This is a genomic window from Burkholderia metallica (assembly GCF_902832845.1).
In the GTDB taxonomy this organism is placed as follows: Bacteria; Pseudomonadota; Gammaproteobacteria; order Burkholderiales; family Burkholderiaceae; genus Burkholderia; species Burkholderia metallica.
Map to the genome: position 1 here is coordinate 200,277 of NZ_CADFDB010000007.1, position 22,298 is coordinate 222,574.

At 68.6% G+C, this 22,298-nt stretch carries 19 protein-coding genes; 4 read left to right on the forward strand and 15 right to left on the reverse strand.

What is annotated here, in order from left to right; translation table 11 throughout:
• The first annotated feature begins 236 nt into the window (after nt 1-236).
• The gene (locus HWX08_RS20665; protein WP_174922685.1) at nt 237-1,982 is read left to right on the forward strand and encodes a cyclic peptide export ABC transporter; all 1,746 of its coding nucleotides are present in this window, start codon (nt 237-239) and stop codon (nt 1,980-1,982) included.
• Nucleotides 1,983-2,194: 212 nt separating this feature from the next.
• Here the strand turns inward: HWX08_RS20665 and HWX08_RS20670 are convergent, their stop codons facing one another.
• The 7 genes from HWX08_RS20670 to HWX08_RS20700 form a co-directional block, all read right to left on the reverse strand.
• Nucleotides 2,195-3,217: an ABC transporter substrate-binding protein gene (locus HWX08_RS20670; protein WP_069256635.1), complete on the reverse strand. Its 1,023-nt coding sequence runs from the start codon at nt 3,215-3,217 to the stop codon at nt 2,195-2,197.
• Nucleotides 3,214-4,014, reverse strand: coding sequence for a siderophore-iron reductase FhuF (fhuF, locus tag HWX08_RS20675; RefSeq protein WP_069256634.1), 801 nt, complete (start codon nt 4,012-4,014; stop codon nt 3,214-3,216). The genes HWX08_RS20670 and fhuF overlap by 4 nt, the downstream gene beginning before the upstream one ends.
• Nucleotides 4,011-6,101 (reverse strand): Fe(3+)-hydroxamate ABC transporter permease FhuB, encoded by a 2,091-nt coding sequence (gene fhuB / locus HWX08_RS20680; protein WP_174922684.1) that lies wholly within the window; start codon nt 6,099-6,101, stop codon nt 4,011-4,013. Before fhuB ends, fhuF begins: the two co-directional genes overlap by 4 nt.
• The gene (locus HWX08_RS20685) at nt 6,098-6,946 is read right to left on the reverse strand and encodes an ABC transporter ATP-binding protein (protein ID WP_069256632.1); all 849 of its coding nucleotides are present in this window, start codon (nt 6,944-6,946) and stop codon (nt 6,098-6,100) included. Before HWX08_RS20685 ends, fhuB begins: the two co-directional genes overlap by 4 nt.
• Nucleotides 6,946-7,953 carry a TauD/TfdA family dioxygenase gene (locus HWX08_RS20690; RefSeq protein WP_174922683.1) on the reverse strand — a complete coding sequence of 336 codons (1,008 nt, stop codon included), beginning with the start codon at nt 7,951-7,953 and terminating at the stop codon, nt 6,946-6,948. The genes HWX08_RS20685 and HWX08_RS20690 overlap by 1 nt, the downstream gene beginning before the upstream one ends.
• 45 nt (nt 7,954-7,998) lie before the next feature.
• Nucleotides 7,999-8,241, reverse strand: a complete 243-nt coding sequence (locus HWX08_RS20695) for an MbtH family protein (protein ID WP_047900635.1) — start codon at nt 8,239-8,241, stop codon at nt 7,999-8,001.
• Nucleotides 8,242-8,327: 86 nt separating this feature from the next.
• The gene (locus HWX08_RS20700; protein WP_069256630.1) at nt 8,328-8,984 is read right to left on the reverse strand and encodes an RNA polymerase factor sigma-70; all 657 of its coding nucleotides are present in this window, start codon (nt 8,982-8,984) and stop codon (nt 8,328-8,330) included.
• Between the two features lie 326 nt (nt 8,985-9,310).
• On the opposite strand from HWX08_RS20700, the gene HWX08_RS20705 reads away from it, so the two are divergent.
• Both HWX08_RS20705 and HWX08_RS20710 read left to right on the forward strand, forming a co-directional pair.
• Nucleotides 9,311-9,550, forward strand: a complete 240-nt coding sequence (locus HWX08_RS20705; RefSeq protein WP_069256629.1) for a hypothetical protein — start codon at nt 9,311-9,313, stop codon at nt 9,548-9,550.
• Nucleotides 9,551-9,596: 46 nt separating this feature from the next.
• A complete protein-coding gene (locus HWX08_RS20710) occupies nt 9,597-9,734 on the forward strand; it encodes an HHHH-motif protein (RefSeq protein WP_163008971.1) in 138 nt (45 codons plus the stop codon).
• Nucleotides 9,735-9,885: 151 nt separating this feature from the next.
• Here the strand turns inward: HWX08_RS20710 and HWX08_RS20715 are convergent, their stop codons facing one another.
• From HWX08_RS20715 to HWX08_RS20750, 8 genes are all read right to left on the reverse strand, one after another.
• Nucleotides 9,886-10,911: a fimbrial protein gene (locus HWX08_RS20715; protein ID WP_069256628.1), complete on the reverse strand. Its 1,026-nt coding sequence runs from the start codon at nt 10,909-10,911 to the stop codon at nt 9,886-9,888.
• Nucleotides 10,908-11,654 (reverse strand): fimbrial biogenesis chaperone, encoded by a 747-nt coding sequence (locus HWX08_RS20720; protein ID WP_069258003.1) that lies wholly within the window; start codon nt 11,652-11,654, stop codon nt 10,908-10,910. The genes HWX08_RS20715 and HWX08_RS20720 overlap by 4 nt, the downstream gene beginning before the upstream one ends.
• 16 nt (nt 11,655-11,670) lie before the next feature.
• Nucleotides 11,671-14,157 (reverse strand): fimbria/pilus outer membrane usher protein, encoded by a 2,487-nt coding sequence (locus HWX08_RS20725; RefSeq protein ID WP_481969224.1) that lies wholly within the window; start codon nt 14,155-14,157, stop codon nt 11,671-11,673.
• Nucleotides 14,158-14,244: 87 nt separating this feature from the next.
• Nucleotides 14,245-14,757 carry a fimbrial protein gene (locus tag HWX08_RS20730; RefSeq protein WP_069256626.1) on the reverse strand — a complete coding sequence of 171 codons (513 nt, stop codon included), beginning with the start codon at nt 14,755-14,757 and terminating at the stop codon, nt 14,245-14,247.
• A gap of 208 nt (nt 14,758-14,965) precedes the next feature.
• A complete protein-coding gene (locus HWX08_RS20735) occupies nt 14,966-15,187 on the reverse strand; it encodes a hypothetical protein (RefSeq protein ID WP_174922681.1) in 222 nt (73 codons plus the stop codon).
• A 419-nt stretch (nt 15,188-15,606) separates the two neighbouring features.
• Entirely contained in the window at nt 15,607-17,061 is a 1,455-nt protein-coding gene (locus tag HWX08_RS20740) for an efflux transporter outer membrane subunit (protein WP_174922689.1), read from the reverse strand.
• Entirely contained in the window at nt 17,061-20,201 is a 3,141-nt protein-coding gene (locus HWX08_RS20745; RefSeq protein WP_174922680.1) for a multidrug efflux RND transporter permease subunit, read from the reverse strand. The genes HWX08_RS20740 and HWX08_RS20745 overlap by 1 nt, the downstream gene beginning before the upstream one ends.
• 20 nt (nt 20,202-20,221) lie before the next feature.
• Nucleotides 20,222-21,421: a MexX/AxyX family multidrug efflux RND transporter periplasmic adaptor subunit gene (locus HWX08_RS20750; RefSeq protein WP_174922679.1), complete on the reverse strand. Its 1,200-nt coding sequence runs from the start codon at nt 21,419-21,421 to the stop codon at nt 20,222-20,224.
• A gap of 150 nt (nt 21,422-21,571) precedes the next feature.
• Between HWX08_RS20750 and HWX08_RS20755 the strand changes: the two genes are divergently transcribed.
• On the forward strand, nt 21,572-22,201 hold the full coding sequence (locus tag HWX08_RS20755; RefSeq protein WP_069256623.1) for a TetR family transcriptional regulator: 630 nt from the start codon (nt 21,572-21,574) through the stop codon (nt 22,199-22,201).
• The last annotated feature ends 97 nt before the right edge of the window (nt 22,202-22,298 follow it).

Genomic DNA, 22,298 nt, shown 5'->3' on the forward strand with positions numbered 1-22,298 from the left:
AGTCTCGGGGCCGCTCGGGGCGGCTTCACTGGTGTGACGAACGGCGCGGCCGATTTTTTACCGTTTTGCGCGCAAAGTACGGGCTGACGTTTTTTTGAACGTACCGCTAAATATTTGCGCGGCCCGTTCGTCTATCAGGGAGGAAAGCCGGAACGGGGCCTCGCCGCGTCCGCCGCTTTCACGTCAGTTTTGCCGTTTCCGCGTTTTCGCTAGCCTTCCCTTTACCGACGTTGCCGATGACAGCCGCCCACGAGCCTTCTTCCCCGCCGTCCCTAGACGCTTCCCCCTCCCGCCCCGCGGCGCGCCTGATCCTCGCGCTGCTGCGCGAAAGCCGCGCGTCGCTCGCGCTGGCGCTCACTGCGTGCGTGCTGAACGGCGTTGCGAGCGTGCTGCTCGTCGCGACGCTGAACCGCGCGCTGTCGCAGCCGGGCGCGGCCGACGCGGCGCTCGCGTGGCGCTTCGCGCTGTGCGCGGTGATCGCGCTCGTCACGCGGATCGTGTCGGGCACGCTGTTTGCCCGACTGTCCCAGGACACGATGGCGCGGCTGCGCGTGCATCTCGCGCGGCGCGTCGGCGCGGCCGAGCTGCGCGACATCGAACGGATCGGTGCGGCGCCCGTGCAGTCGGTGCTGACCGACGATGCGACCAACGTGTCGATGCTGTTCTTCGCGCTGCCGAACCTCGTGATGCACGGCTCGATCGTGTTCGGCTGCCTCGGCTACCTGGCGTGGCTGTCGTGGCCGGTGTGCGTGCTCGCGCTCGCCGCGATCGTCGCCGGCTCGCTCGGCTATCACACCGGCGACCGCCGCGCGATCGCGTCGCTCGAAGCGGCCGGCCACGCGCAGGACCGTCTGTTCGGCTATCTCGGCTCGCTGTTTTCCGGCGCGAAGGAACTGAAGCTGCACGACGAACGCGCCCGCCAGTTCGTCGACGGCCAGCTCGGCGCCGCGATCGGCGAAGTGCGCGACCACCGCCGCCGCGCATTCAGCGCGTACGCGGTCGGCGTCGGCTGGATCATCTTCCTGTTCTACGTGTTCCTCGGCATCGCGTCGTTCTGGCCGCAACTCGGCGTGCATGCCGATCCGGCCGCGGCCGCCGGCTACGTCGTCGTGTTCCTGTTCATGCTGGTGCCGCTCGACGGGCTGCTGAACAACCTGCCGACCGTCAACGCGGCGCGCGTGTCGCTCACGCGGATCGAAGGCGTGATGGCCGAATTCGGCGCGCTGCGCACGGTGCCGCCCGCCGCCGACGCACCCGACGTGCCGCCGGCCGGCGCCGTCACGCTGCGCGGCGTCACGCATGCGTACTTCCACGAACGCGACGAACGGATGTTCAGCATCGGGCCGATCGACCTGACGATCCGGCCGGGCGAGCTCGTGTTCATCGTCGGCGGCAACGGCAGCGGCAAGACGACGCTCGCCAAAGTGCTGACGGGGCTCTACGAACCGGAGGAAGGCACGATCGAGGTCGACGGCCGCACGATCGGCTGGCGCGAGCGCGCCGCGTACCGGCAGCGCTTCAGCGCGGTATTCAACGACTTCCACCTGTTCGACGCGCTGCTCGGGATCGTCGATCCCGACGATCCGTCCCGCGCGCAGGCCGATGCCCGCGCGAACGCGCTCGTCGCGAAGCTCGCGCTCGATCACAAGGTGAAGGTGGTCGACGGCGCGTTCTCGACCCGCGCGCTGTCGACCGGGCAGCGCAAGCGGCTCGCGCTCGTCGTCGCGTACCTGGAGGACCGGCCGTTCTACCTGTTCGACGAATGGGCGGCCGACCAGGACCCGTCGTTCAAGGCCGTGTTCTACGAGCAACTGCTGCCCGAGCTGCGCGCGCGCGGCAAGGCCGTGATCGTGATCACGCACGACGACCGCTACTTCGATCTCGCCGACCGGCTGCTGAAGCTCGACAACGGGCGCATCGTCAGCGACACGCAGCCGGCGCGGCTGCATGCGCAGGCCGGTGTCGACGCGCTGAGCGCCTGAGCGACGGTCGATGATAAAATCGCCGACGCGCTGCAAAGGCAGTGCGTCGGCGATGTTCGTTTCAGAACGACATGTTTCAGGGGCGTCGCGCGATCGCGGAAAATCGCGGGCGCTTCACCGCGAGTCAGACCGTCGGCACCACCCTGCCCGTCGAAGCCGAAACCGAAACCAAATTCGACGCGGCGTCATCCCGCCGACCGACCGCCGCCCGCTCAACGCGCAGCCGGCAGCTTCAGCATCGTATCGGTCATCACGTCCGCCAGCTTCAGCGCCGACATCGGCCCGCCGAACCCCCAGATGTTGCGCTCGACGAGCGCGATCCGGTGTTCCTTCATCGCGGGCACGAAGCGCCACACTGGCGAATCGAGCTTCGCGGACAGCGGCACGTCCAGCCCCGACGCGGTCACGAACAGCACGGCCAGCTCGCGCTGCCGGAGCAGATCGGCCGACGTCACGTACAGCGTGCCTTCGCGCGTCGGTTTTCGCGGCCACGGATCGAGCCCGAGCGCGCGCGCGAGGCCCGCCGACGTGCTGTTGCCCGTATAGGCCCAGTAGCGGTCCGGCAGGCCGAGATCCTGCAGCAGCGCGATGCGCTCGCCGTGGCGGCCGGCGGCCGCGAGCCGCGCCGCATTGCGCGCGATTCCCGCATCGAGTTGCGCTTCCACCGCCTGCGCACGCGCGTCGCGCCCCGTCACCGCACCGATCGTCCGGAAGATCCGGCGCATCCAGTCGAGCTGCGTGACCGGCACGCCGCCGTCCGACACGTTCGGGCTGAACTGGAACAGGATCGTCGGCGCGATCCGGTCGAGCGCCTCGAAGATCGGCGCGTGGCGGAAACCGACGCCGATGATCAGGTCCGGCTTGACCGCCGCAATCGCTTCGAGGCCCGGCTCCTGACGCGAACCGATGTCGGTCACGTTCGCGAGCAGGTCGCTGCGATAGCCGAGCCAGCCGGGATAGAACGCGGTATCGGCCATCCCGACCGGCACCAGGTCGAGCGCGATCACGCTTTCCGCGAACATGAAGTCGAGTGCGACCACGCGCTGCGGCCGCACCGGCATCGTCGCGCTCGCCTGCGACACGACGGGATTGCCGGCCGGCGACACCGCATCCGGCGCACGTACGCGCTGGACGGCGGCGGCAACGGCGCCGGAAGACGCGCAAAGCGCGCCGCAGCCCGCGGCGCCGAGCGCCGCGAGTATGCCGAGCGCGTGCCGGCGGCCGGCATGCGTCACCGGATCGCGTCCTGCCCGGCCAGCGCCGCGTCGTCCATCGTCAGTAGCAGGGGGCAGCTTCCACACAGTTGCGTTTCTCCAGGAATTTCATAGCGCAGGCAGCACACGCGGCGCGCGCGAAACGGCGTCGGCAGCAGCGCCGAGCGCGGCACGGCATCGCGCACCGGTACGCGCAGCGGATTCGGTTCGCCGTGCATGCAGGTCGAGCCGAACAGCCAGTGCGCATCGCGCACGGGATCGGCCGCGCACGGCAGCGAGCGATACGTGTCGAGCAGATAGTCGAGCAGGTTGCCCGCGTTGCTCCACAGCACGCGCGGCGTCACGCGGCCCATCGCCGCGAGCAGGTCGATCACCGCGCCGAGATGCGCGATGAGCCCCGCATAGCGGAGCGCCGGATCGTCGCAGGGTTCGCCAAGCGCATCGTGCGGGAAATACAGCGCGACGGGCATCCCGTCCTCGAGCGCGACGAGCGTGCGCTCGGGCGCCATGTCGAGCGGCCGGCCGAGCGTCAGCGCGGCGACGACGCCGGCCGGCGCCGCGCGGCCGAAATAGTATTTGCTCCATTGCGACATCAGCGCGCGCGCATGCTGCGCCGGATCGCCGCCGTAATGGCCGACCATCGCGTCGAGCACGCTGTCGCGGTGCGCGGGCAACGCGCTGACGGGCACGACGATGCGGCCCGGCGCAGGTGCGTCGTCGGGCATGCCGAGCCAGACGACATCGAGGTGTTCGGCGAACGGTTCGGGCGCGAACGCCGAGAAGCGCGTGGCGCGTGCGCCGTCGAGCGCGGGCGTCATCGCCCCGCGCGCCGGGCGCGGCGCCCCTCTAGGATCAGCAGCCCGAGCAGGTACGGCGCGCCGATCAGCGCGGTCAGCACGCCGGCCGGCACTTCGCGCGGCGCGACGACCGTGCGTGCGGCGAGATCCGCGCAACCGAGGATCAGCGCGCCGCATGCGGCCGCGAGCCACAGCCGCGTACGGTGCCGGCGCGCGCCGAGCATCGTCGCGACGTGCGGCGCCATCAATCCGATGAAGCCGACCGGCCCGACCGCCGCGACGGCCGCGCACGCGGCGAGCGTCGCGATCGTCAGCGCGAGCGGCCGCAGCGCGGCCACCGGCAGGCCGAGCGCGGCCGCCTGGTCGTCGCCGAGCGCGAGCATGTCGAGCGGCTTCGCGAGCCACGCGAACACGGGCACGGCGAGCACGCACCACGGCAGCAGCATCGCCACCTCGCCCCAGCTGCGGCCGTAGGTCCCGCCGACGAGCCACACGACGAAGCGCGCGGGCTGCACGCTTTCCTGCGTGATCAGCCATTGCGCGAGCGTGGTCCACAGCGCGCCGATCACGATGCCGGTGAGCGCGACCGCGAGCGGCGCATAGCGATGCCGGTGATTCAGGGCGAGCGTGATCGCGAGCGACAGCGCGCCGCCCGTCAGCGCGGCGGCCGCGAGCGTCACGTGGCCCATCAGCGGCCACGTGGACAGCGCGAACAGCGTGACGAGCCCCGCGCCCTGCGTGACGCCGAGCACCTCGGGGCCCGCGAGCGGATTGCGCACGACGCTCTGCATCGCGACGCCGCTGACCGCCAGCAGCGCGCCCGCGAGCAGCGCGCACAGCAGGCGCGGCATGCGCAGGTCGATCAGCATCCGTGCGAGCGCATCGTGGCCCGACAGCGCATCGGTCCAGCGCGCGATCGACAGCCATTCGGGGCCGGCCGACACGCCGACGAATACCACCAGCACGCCCGCCACGACGAACAGCGCGGTGCGCAGCGGCCAGCCGAGCCGTTCGAGCCAGCCGACGAGCCGCGTCGGGCCGCCGCCCGCCGCGCGTTCGGCATTCGCGTGCAGCACGCCCGACCACGCGGCGCCGCGCCGGATCATCGCGAGCATCAGCGGCGTGCCGACCAGCGCGATCGCCACGCCGGTGGACAGGGTCGCGTCGAGCCCGGACGCGAGCACCGCGCTGTCGGTCACGAGCACGAGCGCGCCGCCGGCGAGCGCCGACAGCGGCACCAGCACGCCGAGCCGCGCCGCGCGCGCACCGCGCACCTGGCGCAGCAGGTTCGGCGCGACGAGGCCGACGTACGACAGCGGGCCCGCGATACTGACGGCCACGCTCGTGAACGCGACCGCGACGATCGTCGCGGCGAGCCGCGTCGCATCGACGCGCACGCCGGCCGCGGCGGCCGCATCGTCGCCGAGCGTGAGCGGATTCAGCGGCCGGATCACGAACGGCAACGCGACGAGCGGCACGACGAGCCAGCGCGCGGCGAGCGCGAGGCCCGTCGCGCCCGGCTGGTAGAGGCTGCCGTTGGTCCACAGCGCGGCGCCCGCGATGTTCTGCTCGAAGAAGGCGAGCACGAGCGTCGACAGCGCGGAGAACAGCAGCATGCACACGCTGCCCGCGAGCACGAGACGCAGCGGCGTCGCGCGCCAGCCGCCGGCCGCGACGATCGCGCAGGCGGCGGCAGCGAGCCCGCAGACGAACAGCAGCGGCACCGACGCGACGCCGGCGAGCGCCGGCACGAGCATCGCCGCGAGCAGCCCGAGCTGCGCCCCGCCCGTCACGCCGAGCAGGTCGGGCGACGCGAGCGGATTGCGCGTGAGCGACTGGAACAGCGCGCCCGCGATGCCGAGGCAGCCGCCCGCGACGAGCGCGGCCGCGACGCGCGGCAGGTTGAGGTCGAACAGGAATACGTGCGCGAGCGCCGCGGCATCGCTGCCGGGCGCCGCGTCCCACCACACGCGCAGATCGGGGGCGACGCGCAGCACCGCGATCAGCGCGATCAGCACGACGAGGCCGCACGCGATCGCGCCGGCGCGCCCCGTGGCCGCGCCGTTGCCCGCCGCCGCGAGGCGCTTGCGCATCGCGAACGTGGTCATACGGCGAGATCCCGGTCGAACACGCCGGCCGCGTGCGGCACGCCGTCGGTCGACGGCCCGTAGGCCGGCACGCACATCGGCGCGCCCGTCTGCGGATGCGCGAGCTTCAGCATCTCGACGCCGAACGCCGCACGCAGCCGCGCCGGATCGAGCATCGCGTCGGGCGAGCCCTGCGCGACGAGGCGGCCCGCGCGCATCAGCACGATCTCGTCGCTGTACGCGGCTGCCTGGTTCAGATCGTGCAGCACCCACACGATCGTCAACCCGCGCGTGCGGTTCAGCGTGCGCAGCGCATCGAGGATGTCGAGCTGGTGATGGATGTCGAGATAGGTCGTCGGTTCGTCGAGCAGCACGATCGGCGCTTGCTGCGCGAGCGCCATCGCGATCCACGCGCGTTGCCGCTCGCCGCCCGACAGCGCACCGACGTCGCGCTGCGCATCGTCGGCGAGGCCGCCGGTTTCGAGCGCCTCGTCGATCGCCGCATGGTCGGCCCGCGACAAGCCGCGCAGGAACCCGCCGTACGCGTAGCGCCCGTAGGCGACGAGCTCGCGCACCGTGAGGCCCGACGGAATCTGGTTGAACTGCGCGAGCATCGTCAGCTCGCGCGCGAGCGCGCGACGTCGAAACGACGCGAGCGGCTTGCCGTTGACTTCGACATGGCCGGCACGCGCGGGCTGCAGGCCCGCGAGCGTGCGCAGCAGCGTGCTCTTGCCGCAGCCGTTCGGTCCGCACAGCGCAGTTACGCGGCCGGCCGCGATCGACAGGTCCAGCCCGTCGATCACGACATGGTCGCGATATCCCACCGACAGCCCGCGCGCGGCAAGCGCGGCGGTACGACGCGTCATCAATCCTCCGTTCGGTCGCGCGGGACCGTGTAACTCTGCGCCATCGCGACGACGACCTTGCGCGGCCCCTCGAACGGATCGCGCGCATGCGCGGTCAGCATGTTGTCGAGCATCAGCACGTCGCCGGTGCGCCACGGGAACACGATGCGCTGCTGGTCGAGCACGCCGCGGATCTGCGCGAGCGCGTCGGCTTCGAGCGGCTCGCCGTCGCCGTAGTACACGTTGCGCGGCACGTTCTCGAGCCCAACCGCGTCGACCAGTGCTTCCTGCATGTCGTCGTCGAGCGCCGACAGGTGAAACAGGTTCGCCTGGTTGAACCATACGCGATCGCCGGTGCGCGGATGGCGCGCCACGGCCTGGCAGCGTTCGCGGGTGCGCAGCAGCAGTTCGCCGTCGTCGTCGGTGCGCCACGCGCATTCGATGCCGCGCGCCGCGCACATCCGTTCGACCTCGGCCGGCTCGTCGGTGCCGAACGACTGCTGCCACGGCAGGTCGAGCCCTTGCCCGAAATTGCGCACGTACAGCAGCTCGCGCTTCTCGAAGCGCGCGACCAGCGCCGGATCGAGCGCGCGATACACCGCACGGCTGTCCGCGATCGGCGTCGCCCCGCCCTTCGGCGCCGCGAGCGCGCAGTGGAACCAGATCCGCAGCGGCCATTCGCGCGTGTACGACTGCTCGTTGTGCAGCGGAATCGCGCGGTGCGGCGGGTATTCGGTCGACGTGTAGACGGCGCCTTCGACCTGACTGCGCGGCGTCGACGCGTATTCATAGCCGATCAGCGGATCGCCGAACGACGCCGCGAACTGCTGGAACGCGTCGATCGACGGCACGTGAAAGCCCGTGAACAGCACGCCGCCCGCCCGTTCGAGCGTGTCGGCCGCGATCTCGCGCGCGAGCGGCGCGACGTCGTCGATCGACATCCCGTCGCTGCCGCGCGGCGACACGACGGTGGGTAGCCCCGGCTCGATACGCAGGTCGTCGAGCGTCGGCAACGAAAGCTGGGTCATGCAACGTCCTCTTCAGGTGGCGCGCCGCTCGCGCGGCGCAGCGGGTCACGATGCGCGGGTCGCGCGCTCGCCGTCCATCGCGCGGCGCAGGCTCGCGGGGCGCATGTCGGTCCAGACGGTCTCGATATGAGCGAGGCAGTCGGCTTTCGGGCCGCTCACGCCCACTTCGCGCCAGCCGGCCGGCACGGGCCGGAACGTCGGCCAGATCGAATACTGTTCTTCGTCGTTGATGACGACCGTATAGACGAGATCGTCGGTGTCGGCGGAAGGCGTCGTGGCTTGCGTCATGATCGGAAATCGCTGAGGCGGTTGAAGGTGGCGAAGCGGCGGTTTCGGCCGCTCCTGTCTGATAGACGTTTGGCCGGCGCGGTTTTTTACCGGCGCCGTGCGCGGCCGCCCAGGAACACCGGGCACGCGTCGCCGCGATGGCACGCGTCGAGGCATTCGGCGCAGTGGCGCTCCGCGTCGCGCACCATGAAATGCACGAGCGTCTGCGACACGTTCAGCGCGCGCGCCGCAGTCTGCAGCGTCTCCTCGCGCAGCCGCACCATCTCGAACGCCGCGCGGCTGCGCGCCGGCAGGTCGTCGAGGGCCGCCCACACGCGTCGCAGCGTGTCGCGCGTCAGCAGCGCGGCTTCCGGCGTCGGCTCGGGCGACGGCACGTCGAAGCCGTCGTCCTCTTCCGTGTGATAGACGTTCTCGAGGCTTTGCCGGCGGCACGCGTCGATCGACGCGTTGCGCACCATCCGCGTCACGTACGCGACCGGCTGGCGCACCGCGTCCTGGTTCGGGAATTCGACGAGCTTCACGAACACGTCGTGCACGACGTCCTCGGCACGGCTCGCGCAGCCGACGAAGCCGCGCGCGACGTTGACGAGCATCGCGCGATGCGAAATCAGCACGTCGAGCAATGCGCCTTGCGCACGAGGCTCCGCGGGACGGCGCGCCCGCGGCGGCCGGTCCGGATAACTGCCGAGGAACGGGTTGGCCGCTGCCGCCGCCGGTCGGTCGAGCACTTCCGCCATCGCCATCGATCTGCTCCGTCAAATTTCGAGATAGCGCAATTTAACGTAAACGCAAATCATTCTCAATCTGATTAACTGGTACCCCTTTCAGTCGTCCGGATTTGTCTGAACAATCGACGGAACCGTCGTTCGAACGGATTTGACGCAGGCTGCAAGGTCGCCGCACGCCAATAGCGACGCGTCAGATCGGCGCGCAAGGCACGCGCAGGGCCGCCGCGACCTTTCACGTTTCTTGCGGAACGCCTGCACCTGTCATCGGCGGTAGCAACTTATTACCACGTGAAATTTTGAGGGCTCGTACGATCGACTTGCCGTTTCCAAGGGAGAACAACATGAAATCCATCGTCTTATCCGCTGTCATGGTGGGTGCGCTGTCGAGCGTCATGCTCACCGGTTGCGTCGCCTATCCGGCACCGGCTGAAGTCACGATCGGCTGGCATGGCGACCGTTACTGGGACGGACATCGCTACTGGGAACGCCGCGACTGGGAGGCACAGCATCCCGTCTGGCGCGACGATCGCCGGGACGACCGCAGGGACGACCGTCGCGACGATCAGCGGCCGCAGTGGTAATGCGCGGCCGCCCCCGTGACCCACACTTCAACGACAGGACCTCAACATGAAAACGCTACTGAAAACCCTGACCGTCGCGGCGCTCGCCGCCGCCGTGCTCGTGCCGGCCATCGCCGAAGCGCATCCGCACCGCGTGTGCCACTTCGAGCATCACCATCACAAGGTGTGCCGCTGGGTGCGCTGAGCATCGCGCAGCTGAGGTGAAGAACGCCGGCTCGCCGGCGTTTTTTTTTGATCGACGCGGCGGTGGCGACCGCGTCGCAGGGGCCACGATCGCGCGACAGACGTCCGGTGTACGACGACACGTCCCGGGCTGACTGGCCGCGCAACGCACGTCAATAGATGAACAACCGGATCGTCGCCGTCCCGTTGAACGGGCCGATCTTCGGCGGCCCGAACGCCTTCAGCACGGCATCGAGCGTCACGCTCTCGTAATTCACGCTGCCCGGCATCTGGGCGAGCACGAACTGTTCGTTGAACGCGATCGCCTTGCCGTTGCGGTCCTCGATGCCGATGCCGAAATTGCTCTTGGGATCCGGCACGAGCAGCCCGTTGCGCACGGTCTGCGACGTCTCGAAGTAACCGTCCACGCGCACCGCCACGTTGCATTGCTTGGTCAGCGCCAGGCTGAACGACCGGCGCGGCACCGCGGGCGAGAAGCCGTTGCCCGTCGCCTGCACCTGGCCGAACTTCACGACACCCGGCTCGGGCGTCACCTTCACGTCGACCATGCACGGCGTCGGCTTGAGATTCTGCAGGCCGCTCAACTTGTAGCGGAAGCTTCCCTTGCTGTTCAACCCGCGTTCGCCGTCGAACTGGAACACCGCGTAGATATCCGACGGTGGCCGCGTCCACGCCCCCCGCTTGCGAATGACCACCTGGTACGTGATGCTGATCGGCCATTTCGGACACAGCCCGGCGTCGACCTGCCGGTCGTTCAGCTTGCAGATTGCCACCGAAAGGTGCGTGTCGATGCCGTTGCCCGGCTGGCTGCTGCGGCCGTAGTAGTCGGTACCCTCGAAACGAATGCCGACTTCGAGCCCCCATGCGGCCGGGTTCTGTTTCTCCGGGTTCGCATAGAAGTAGATCTGCTCGGGGAAATTCTGCAGCCCGCCGATATCCTTGTAGCAATAGCCCGTCGTCGTGCGCGGCGGCGACACCCAGATCACGTAACCGTCCGGCGCGTCGGTCGGATACGACGCGACGTTGCCGATCGTCTCGGTGAGCGACAGGCCGCCGCTGTCCGCGATACATTTCAGCGCCCACGCCGGCTGCGCGAACACGACGAACAACGCGAGCACGCTCCACCGGAGCCAGATCGGCACATGCGAAACCATGCCGTTTCGTCGTACGCCGCTCATCGCTTCACGCTCTTGCACGCACCGGCCTCACACGCATACTCCACCGCCACCTGGCCGCCGTAGTCGTCCACGTGCGTGACGAACAGCGTCGACGGCGTCGCGGCCTTGAACGGCACGTCGGTCGTGCTCATCGGGCTCACCATCAGCGGGTCCAGCGGCACCGGCGTCTTCTGCGCGCCCGACGCCACCTCGACGATCGTGATGTGATACGGCGTCGGATTGTCGAACACGAGCCGGTGCGCGGCCGCATCGACACGCAACGTCATCGGCAGCGTCCAGTCCTCGTCGCGCGCGGGCTGCACGGCCTTCGGCCGGTAGAACAGTTTCATCTGCGTGTGCAGCGCGATCTGCAGCGTGTTCGGCGTATCGGTCTTCGGCGGCACTTCACGGATGTTCAGATAGAACACCGATTCGCGATCGGCCGGCAGCGCGGTGCCCGGCAGCTTCGCGATCCGCAGCACGTTGCGCTCGTTCGCCTCGATGCGCTGCAGCGGCGGGACGACCATCAGCGGCGACGTGATCTTGTTGCCCTGCGCGTCCTCGAGCCACGATTGCACGAGATACGGGAAGGTCGTGCTCTTGTTCGAGATCGTGACGATCGCGGCCTGTTCGCCTTCGTTGAAAATCACGCGCGTGCGGTCGGGCACGATCGCCGCGTGCGCGGCACCCGCGAGCAGCGCGCCGGCGGTCATGAGCGCGCACGCTGCGTGCCGCGAAAAGGAAAAGGAGAAGGATTTTTTCATCGCTGGATCCTTGAATTCATCGTTCGACCCGTGCGGCCGCTGCATGCGACTCGCCGGGCGCGTGGCACGTCACCGGGATCGGCGTGCCTTCGAGCTGGAGCTGGTTCGGCAGCGTGTCGATCGTGCAGAGCGTGCGTTCGCCCGCGCGCACCGCCAGCATCGATTTCGGCTGTACCTGCGTCAGGAACGTCGCACCGCCCTCGCCGACGATGCCGAGTTCCTTGCCGTTCGCCGCGTCCTGCACCGATGCGCCGAACGGCAGCGGCTTGCCGGCCGCGTCGGTCATCGTCAGGTACAGGTTGCTGCCGCGTGCGGCGGAAAACTTCACGAAGCCGATCGCGCCGTCGGTCAGCACCATGCGCTGGATCGGGTTCGACACCTGTACTTCGAGCGGCAGCTTCTCGACGTTGACGGTCGCGTCGTACACGTTGTACGGCGAGATGCCGTCGAGCACCGCATAGCCGCGCGAGTCGGTATGCGACAGCGTGCCGGACAGCGGCACGTCGGGCACGCCGTCGGTCGACACCAGCAGGCGCGTGTCGCCCGCATTGCCGTTCGCGTGCGCCGACACGCCGTATTGCGTCGCGACGAACGAGCCGTCGACTTCGAGCGACGCGGCCGCGTACGCGTTGGCGAGCGTCGACGCCTGCGCGGTCAGCTGATACGCGGACGAACGCTGGCGATAGCTCGCGTTCGCCGCCGCGCGTCCGTCGGTCGCGCCCGCGGTGATCTGGTAAGTGCGGCCATCCGGATCGTCGTAGATGTAGCCCGCGTTCACGCTCGTGCTGCCGCTGCCCGTCGTCAGGTTCGACGTGACCGTGTGGCGGCCGCCGATCGGCAACGTCGCGGTGACCGAAACCTGATTGCCGCTCGCCCCGGCGCTCTGGGTCCGGAACGCCGACACGCTCACGTTCAGGTTGCGCAGCGCGCCGATCGAGAACGCGCGCGTGAGCGTGAGGCCGACGCGCTGCTCGTTCGCCCGTTCCCAATAGGTCGTCTGGTCGTACGAGAAATACGTCGACGTATCGCCGAAACGCTTCGACAACGTCGCCGAATAGCGCTGCTTGCTGTTGGCGAGCCCGTATGCGGTCGGGTCGCCGGTGAACTGCGCGAAGTTCGTGTATTCGCGCTCCGAGAAGCGATAGCCGAAGAAACGCACGTCGGCACCGAGCCCGTCGAAGTGCTTCGAATAGTTGATGCGGTACGAGTTGCCGTTGCGCGTCGCGCCGTTCCACCACAGGCGCGCCCGCGCATGCGTGACGTCGGCCGACACCGCGCCGAACGCGCCGAAATCGCGACCCACGCCGAGTGCGATCGACGTGTAGCCGGACGCGGCGATGAACCCGCCATACGCGGTGACGTCGAACGGCAGGCCGTAGGCGATTTCGCCGAAGCCGAAGAACGGCGTGATGCCGGCGCCGCCGAACCGGCGCGGCTTGCCGACGGCGGCCTTGTAGCGCAATTGCCCGGTGCGCGCGAGAAACGGCACGGCAGCCGTCGTCACCTGGAAGCGCTGTACGCTGCCGTCTTCTTCCTCGACCGCGACGTCGAGCGTGCCCTGCACGCTCGTGTTGATGTTCTGCAGCGCGAAGGCGCCCGGCGACACGCGCGTCACGTACAGCACGCGGCCCGCCTGCGACACCGTCACCGTCGCGTTGGTGCGCGCGACGCCCGAGATCAGCGGCGCATAGCCGCGCAGCGAAGGCGGCAGCATGCGGTCGTCGCTGCGGATCGTCGCGCCCGTCAGCGCGAACGTGTCGAAAATGTCCGAGCTCAGGTAGTCCTCGCCGAACGTCGCCGTCGACTGGATCGACGGCAGCGCGCGAAATGCGTACAGCCGGCTGAAGCGGAACGAGCGGTCCGCGTACACCTGGCTGCCCACGTTCGATTGCGCCTGGTAGTCGCCGCGCAGGCGCCACGCACCCCAGTTCGCGCCAACCGTCCCGTAGGCCTGGATCGCATTCGTCTGGCTGCCGCCCGTGCCGAAATTGCGGTTCGTGTTCGCGATCACGCGATAGTCGAGCATCGCGCCCGGAATCCCTTCGGACCAGCGCGCCGGCGGCAGGTAGTTCGAGTCGCTGAATTCGAGCGCGGCCTGCGGAATGGTGATCTTGAGCCGCCCGTCGCTTTTCAGGTAACGCACGGTCGCCCCCTCGATCGCGTCGAGGCTCACGCAACGCCCGCCCTGCCAGCGCGGCAGGTCCTTCACGAGCGACGGCTTCAACCCGAACTGCGCGACGAGTTCCGGCCGCAGGCACGGCTTGCCCGCGCCCGACGCATCGACGGCGATGAATTCGATCGCCTGCAGCCCGTAGAACAGGTCGTTGACCTGTACGTCGAGCATGTACTCGCCCGGCAGCGTGAAGTCGGGCTGCGAGAACTGCGACAGGTCGACGTTGTTCGAGCCGTCGATATTCAGGAACGACGAATTGAATTCCGTCGCATGGCTCTGGCTGCCGACAACCAGCACGGAGACGCAAAGGAAGGAATGTCTGATTCGCACGCGGCGCTACCGAAAGTCCGGGGAGAAGAGAACGAGGGAGAGAAAAGAAGGAGGAAGGGATGTCCACCCCTCCTCCGATACCGACGCTTACAGGTAGCGAACCGTGAAGTTCGCAACGGCATCGGCGGTACCCGGCGTCACGCCGGCAGCCGTTGCTTCGTAGCGCGCGCCGAACTTCACGACGTTGTCGCCGTTCGACAGCACCGTCGGTGCAGCTTGCTCGACGCCGTTGTCGAGGTCTTCACCCGACGAGCTCTGCAGGCGGATGCCGACGTTGGTCGCGGAGCCGATCGTCGCGATCAGCTTCGGCTGCGTTGCGTTCGACGTGCCCGTGAACGTGAACTTCGCCTGCTTCGAAACGCTGGTGTCGCAATCCGTCAGCTTGATCTCGAAGGGGACCAGGCCGGACTTGTCGCCAGCCTGCTTGAACACGTTGGTCGGCACCTTGCCGAGCTGCACGGTCTGGTTGACCGAACCCGCATCGATGCCGCATGCGCCCGCGACGATCTCGCCCGTGAAGTTGATCGTGCCGGTACCCGCTGCGAAGGCCGAGCTCGACAGGGCCGCGAGTGCGACAGCGGTCAGGAGTGATTTTTTCATGACGTTTCCCGTAAGGAGTGCAAATGGAATAGATGACGTGGCGGACACAAACGGCAGCGCATGGTGGGCTCCCGTCCGTCACGAGGCCGCATTATCGAGATAATCGTGAAAGTTTTTTGTAAATCATTGTCAAATGCTTCTGACAATGTCCGATTCCTCCCTCTAACTCGGCACCATTTCCTGCCGATTCTCAATCGCTTCGTTTTTATCAGCAGTCCTTTTCCATTTTCAGGAAGCAATTGAAGATTAAAGAGATTTCCAGAAACGAGCCGCCACTGCCCGGCTCACCATTGCCAGTATTGGCTTTCACGAGACCCGCCCGGAAAATGACAAAACCCTGTCCAACGCCGCCACCGTTGCATGACGACAACGCCAATATCAAATCATTTTCAACAAACAGGAAATTAAAACGGCAATTCAATCGCGCCATCCATTTTGCGCAAACGATTGCGAAATACGTACAAACGTTTTACTGCGACACTTTGCCGCCGCCATTATTTCCAATACATTGATTAATCCGATCGTCAATTGCGAATCGGAAATCACGTGCATCCGCGGCCGCCGGAATCCGATATTCGGCAGCATCTCGAGCGGAAAAAAGAGAAGCGGAGAAACGGCCCGCACACGTTCGCGCGCAATGGCGACACGCGTGCTCGCCGCACACGCGCCGTGGCGAACCGTGTCCGTGCGTGCTGCTGCAGGGTGAAAGACGTCCGGGCCGGACTGTCGCGGGAGAGAGAGGATGGCGCGAAAACCGCGCCCTCCTCCGAAGAAGAAACGGCGGCGGCACGTCGCAACGTACCGCCGCCGTCGTGCCGCCCGATGCGTTCTCGCATCAGGCGACGGGTATTACGCGGAGGCCGCGGCCTCCGCCGACGCCGGCGACCAGCCGCCGCCGAGCGCGCGGTACAGCGCGATCGCATTCGCGAGCCTGAGCTGCTTGAGCCGGATCAGCTCCTGCCCCGACTCGTACGTGCTGCGCTGCGCGTCGAGCAGTTCGAGATACGTCGCGACACCGCCCGCGTAGCGACGCTCCGCGAGCTTCAGCCGCGCGCCGTCGGCCGCATACACGTCCTGCTGCGCGGCGAGCTGCCGATCGATCCAGTCGCGTGCGGCGAACGCGTCGGCCACTTCGCGGAACGCGGTCTGCACCGTCTTCTCGTAATCGGCCACCGCGATGTGCTTGCGTGCGTTCGCGACGTCGAGGTTCGCGCGATTGCGCCCGCCCGCGAAGATCGGCAGCGTGATGCGCGGCGCGAACGTCCACACGCTCGTGCCGCCCGCAAACAGGCTCGAAAACGCGTCGCTGACCGAGCCGTAGTCGCTCGTCAGCGCGATGCGCGGAAAGAACGCCGCACGCGCCGCGCCGATCTGCGCATTGGCCGCCTTGAGCCTCGCTTCCGCCTGCCGGATGTCCGGCCGCCGTTCGAGCAGCGCACTCGGTGCGCCGGGCGCCACGGGCGCGATCGACAACGTGTCGAGCGCGGTGGCGTCGCCGGGCACGTTGCGTGCGAAGTCGCCCGCGAGCAGCTGCAGCGCCCGCACGGACTGCCCGTGCTCGCGCTGCAGCTCGGCCTGCGACGCGCGCGCGGAGGCCACCAGCATCTCGGCCGAGCGCAGCTCGATCGCGTCGCTCGTGCCGGCCGCGTAGCGGCGCTGCGTGAGCGCGGCCATGCGCTCGCGCGCGTCGAGCGTGCGCTGCGCCAGCGCGAGCTGCTCGTGCAGCGCGCGCTCCGACACATACGCGCCCGCCACGTCGGCGATCACGCCGATGCGCACCGTGCGTTGCGCGTCCGCCGTCGCGAAATATTCGGCGAGCGCCGCATCGGACAGGCTGCGGACGCGGCCGAACAGGTCGAGCTCGTACGCACTGACGCCGACGCCCGCGCGATACAGCCCGCTGATCGCGCTCTGGCGCACGACCGGGTCGTACTGGCGCGCACGTTCGTAGCCGACATTTGCGTCGACCGACGGCATCAGGTCCGCGCGCTGCACGCCGTACAGCGCACGCGCTTCCTCGAGCCGGCCGGCCGCGATCCGCATGTCGCGGTTGTTCGCGAGCGCCGCGTCGATCCACGCCCGCAGAGACGCATCGGTAAAGTACGTGCGCCAGTCGTCGAGCAGCGCGGCGTCGGCGGGCGACGCCGCCGCGGGCGCGGCGCCGCCGTCGAGCGGCGCGTAAGTCGCCGGCACCGGCGCCGCCGGCCGCTCGTAACGCGGCGCGAGCGTGCAGCCGGCCAGCGCGAGCGCGGCGGCCAGCCCGACCCGGGCCCGCAGCGCGGCGCGTGCATTCAGCGCAGACATCATGGTTGCGAACCCTCCATCTTCGCCGGCTGCGCACCGCCGCGCCGGCGCGGGCCGACGTCGAACAGGCGGCCGACGATCACGAAAAACAGCGGCACGAGGAACACCGCGAACACGGTCGCGGTGATCACGCCGCCGAGCACGCCGGTGCCGATCGCCATCTGCGCGCCGGATGCGGCACCCGACGCGAACGCGAGCGGCAGCACGCCGACGCCGAACGCGAGCGACGTCATCACGATCGGGCGCAGCCGCAGGCGCGCGGCTTCGAGCGCCGCATCGACGAGCGACATGCGCTGCGCGACGAGATCCTTCGCGACTTCGACGATCAGGATCGCGTTCTTCGCGGACAGCCCGATCGTCGCGATCAGCCCCACCTTGAAATAGATGTCGTTCGGCATCGCCCGCAGCGTGACGCCGAGCACCGCGCCGATCACGCCGAGCGGCACGACCAGCATCACCGCGAACGGAATCGACCAGCTCTCGTAGAGCGCCGCGAGCGCGAGGAACACGACGAGCACCGACAGCGCGAACAGCATCGGCGCCTGTGCGCCCGACAGCCGCTCCTCGAACGACTGCCCCGACCACGCGTAGCCGACGCCGGCCGGCAGCTTCGCGGCGAGCTGCTCGATCGCGGCCATCGCCTCGCCGCTGCTGTGGCCTGCCGCGGCCGCCCCGTTGATCGTGAACGACGGATAGCCGTTGTAGCGCGTGAGCTGCGGCGGCCCGAGCGTCCAGTGCAGCGTGGTGAACGCCGCGAGCGGCACCATCTCGCCGTGCGTGTTGCGCACGCGCAGCTTCTTCACGTCGTCCGGATCGAGCCGGTGCAACCCGTCGGCCTGCACCATCACGCGCCGCACCTGCGTGCCGTGCATGAAGTCGCCGATATAGTCGGAGCCGAACATCACCGCGAGCGTCGTGTTGATCTCGTCCATCGACACGCCGAGCGCGGACGCCTTCGCGCGATCGATGTCGAGCTTCAGTTGCGGCGCGTCCTGCGTGCCGGCGAACATCAGGTCGGTGAGCGCCGGATGCTGGTGCCCCGCCGCGAGCAGTTGCTCGCGCGCGGCGCTGAACGTCGCATAGTCGAGCCCGCCGCGGTTCTGCAGCCGGAAGTCGAAGCCGCTCGTCGAGCCGAGATCGGGCAGCGCGGGCGAGTTCATCGCGAACACCGTCGTGTTCGGCGTGCCCGCGAAGCGCTCGTTGACACGCGCGACGATCGCCTGCACGTGATCGTGCGGGGCCTTCCGATCCTTCCAGTTCTTCAGCGTGACGAAGATCATCCCGCCGTTCGGCCCTTCGCCGTACAGGTTGAAGCCGCCGAGCGCATACGTGAACGCGGTCGGCTCGTCGCGGCGCAGGGTCGCTTCGACGTCCCGCACGCTCTGCATCGTTTCCGCGAGCGGCGTGCCTTGCGGGCGGATCACCATCACCATGAAGTTGCCCTGGTCCTCGTCCGGCAGGAACGCGGTCGGCAGTTGCGTGAGCATCAGCGCCGCGACGCCGGCAAGCGCGCCGTACACGACGAGCCAGCGCACCGGCTTCTTCAGCATCGTGCCGACGCGCGTCGCGTAGCGCTGCGTCGCGCGCGCGACGAAGCGGTTGAACCAGCCGAAGAAGCCGCGCTTCTCGTGATGGTCGCCCGACACCGGCTTGAGCAGCGTCGCACACAGCGCGGGCGTCAGCGACAGCGCGAGGAAGGCCGAGAAGCCGATCGACACCGCGAGCGACAGCGCGAACTGCCGGTAGATGTTGCCCACCGCGCCGCCGAAGAACGCCATCGGCACGAACACCGACGTCAGCACCACGGTGATCCCGACGATCGCGCCGCTGATTTGCGTCATCGCCTTGACGGTCGCGTCGTACGGCCCGAGCCCTTCCTCGACCATCAGCCGCTCGACGTTCTCGACCACGACGATCGCATCGTCGACGAGAATGCCGATCGCGAGCACCATCCCGAACATCGTCAGCACGTTGATCGAGAAGCCGGCCGCATACATCACGCCGAACGTGCCCGCGAGCGCGACCGGCACGACGAGCGTCGGGATCAGCGTCGCACGCAGGTTCTGCATGAACAGGAACATCACGAGGAACACCAGCACGCCGGCCTCGATCAGCGTCGTGACGACCTTGTTCATCGACACGCGCACGAACGACGACGTCTCGTACGGGATCTGGTATTTCACGCCCGGCGGGAAGTACGCGGACAGCTCGTCCATCGTCGCGCGCACGCGCTTCTCGGTGGAGACCGCGTTCGAGCCCGGCGCGAGCTTGATGCCCATTCCGGTCGCGACCTTGCCGTTCACGTACGACGGGTAGTTGTAGTCGTTGCCGCCGAACTCCACGCGGGCGACGTCGCGCAGATACAGCGCGGAGCCGTCGGCCTGCGTACGCAGCGCGATCGCGCCGAAATCGGCCGGCGTCTTCAGCGGCGCATCGGCGAACACGGTCGCCGCGATCGGCGCGCTGGCCGGCACCGCGCTGCGGCCGATGTCGCCGATCGTCACGCGCGCGTTGTGCGCACGCACCGCCGATGCGATATCCGACGCGGTAAGACCGTGCCCGGCCATCTTCACCGGGTCGGGCCAGATCCGCATCGCATACTCGGCGCCCCAGAACTGCACCTTGCCGACGCCGTCGACGCGACGCAGCGCCTGCACGACGTTCGCCGACGCGTATTCGCCCAGCTGCACGGCGCTCATCCGGCCGTCGTCGGACGTCAGCGACACCACGAACTGGATGTTGTCGGCGGCCTTCTCGACCTGGATGCCGTCGCGCCGCACCGGTTCGGGCAGCCGCGCCTCGACCGTCTTCAGCCGGTTCTGCACTTCGACGGCCGCGAGATCGGCGTTCACGCCCTGCTTGAACGTCAGGTACAGCGACGCCGCCCCGGCGCTGCTCGTCGCCGACGTATACATCAGCCCCGGCGCGCCGTTCATTTCGCGCTCGATCAGCGCGGTCACCGATTCCTCGACGACCTGCGCGGATGCGCCCGGGTACGTCGCATAGATGCTGACGACGGGCGGCGCGATGTCCGGGTACTGCGCCACGGGCAGCGCGCGGATCGCGAACAGGCCGCCCAGCATGATGAAGATTGCGATCACCCACGCGAAGACGGGGCGATCGATGAAGAAACGTGCCATGGTGGTGTGGTGTTGACCAGTCAGGTTTGACGGGCAGCCGCCTGCGAAGCGGCCGCTGCCGGCGCCGCGTTCGACGGCGGCGCCTTCTCGATGGCCTTGACGGTCGTATCGGGCGCGAATTGCGCGGCGTCGTCGACGATCACGCGCTCGCCGCCCGCGAGACCGCGCGTGATGCGCCAGTCGCGGCCGCTCATCTGGTCGGCGGCGACCTCGACGTCCTTGACCTTGCCGTTCGTGCCGACGACCCGCACCGACGTGCGGTCGGCCGTGCGCAGCAGCGCATCGCGCGGCACGAGGATCGCCCGCTGGTCGACCGCCGTGTCGAGCGCGATCCGCACGTACGCGCCCGGCAGCAGCTCGCGCTCCGGATTCGGGAACAGCGCGCGCATCGCGACGGTGTCGGTGGTCGGATCGACCGCCAGATCGCTGAACAGCAGCTTGCCCTTCAGCGGATAAGCAGTGCCGTCGGCGCGCAGCAGCGTCACCGCGATGTCGTGCTGCGCGATACCCGTCGCCCGTCCGCTCTTCACCGCGCGGCGCAGCGCGTCGACATCCGCCGCCGGCTGCGAGAAGTTCACGTAGATCGGATCGAGCTGCTCGACGGTCGTGAGCGGCGTTGCCTGGTCCTGGCCGACGAGCGCGCCTTCGGTGACGAGCGCGCGCCGCGCGCGGCCCGCGATCGGCGCGGTGACGGTCGCATAGTCGAGCTGCAGTTGCGCGCGGGCGAGCTCGGCCCGCGCGGACGCGACGTCGGCCTTCGCCTGCGTGTCGGCCGCGACGGCCTCGGTGTGGTCGCGCTCGCTCACCGCGCGATCGCGCACGAGATCGTCGTAACGGCGGCGCTTGTCGCTCGCCGCGAGCGCGGCGGCCTGCGCCTTCGCGAGCGCGCCCTGCGCGGCGTCGCGCGCGGCCTTCAGCGGCGCGGGATCGATGCGGAACAGCACCGCGCCCTGCTTCACTTCCTGGCCTTCCTCGTAAGTGCGCGCGGTGACGATGCCCGCGACCCGCGCGCGCACTTGCGCCTGCCGGTACGCGTCGAGCCGGCCCGGCAATTCGACGGTCATCGGCACGGCCGTCGGCCGCACCGTCACGACCGTCGCCTGTTTCGCGGCCTCCGGCGCGGCGTCCTTGTCGCCCTTTCCACATCCGGCCAGCGCCAGCACGGCCGCCAGCGCGAACGGCGCCAGCCGGTGGCGCAACACGGAGCGATTGTTATTCATGTGTGACCTCGGATCGTTCGCCACCGATACAATGCGGCGGCTCAGGGTGGCCGATTATAATCAGTCACGACTGATTAAATACACGCTGTTTCAATCCGACCGCCACACTGTCTCAATAAAACGACAGCGAACTGTAAGGAATTTCCCCACATGGCCCGCAAGACCCGCGAAGAATCGCTCGCCATCAAGCACCGGATCCTCGACGCCGCCGAGCTGGTGCTGCTCGACAAGGGTGTCGCGCAAACCGCGATGGCGGATCTCGCCGAAGCCGCCGGGATGTCGCGCGGCGCCGTCTACGGCCACTACCGCAACAAGATGGAAGTGTGTCTCGCGATGTGCGACCGCGCGTTCGCCCGCACGTCGGAAGGCTTCGACGCCGGCGACGGACTGCCGCCGCTCGCCACGCTGCGGCGCGCCGCATCGCACTATCTGCAGGAATGCGGGGAGCCGGGGCCGATGCAGCGCGTGCTCGTGATCCTCTATACGAAGTGCGAGCAGAGCGAGGAAAACGGCGCACTGCAGCGCCGCCGCATGCTGCTCGAGCTGCAGATGCTGCGGATCACGAAGGCGCTGCTGCGCCGCGCGATCGCGGCCGGCGAAATCGCCGCCGATCTCGACGTGCATCTGGCCGCCGTCTATCTCGTGTCGCTGCTCGAAGGCGTGTTCGCGTCGATGATCTGGACCAACCGGCTGCGCGGCAACCTGTGGAACGACGCCGAGGCGATGCTCGACGCCGGTTTCGACACCGTGCGGACGTCCGCCGCATTACGCTGCCGATGATGCAGCCGACGACGCAGCCGCGCGCACAAATTGCCGGACTGATGTAAATCGTCGTAATAAATGCTGATTTAGCCCGACTTACCGCACTGCGAAACGA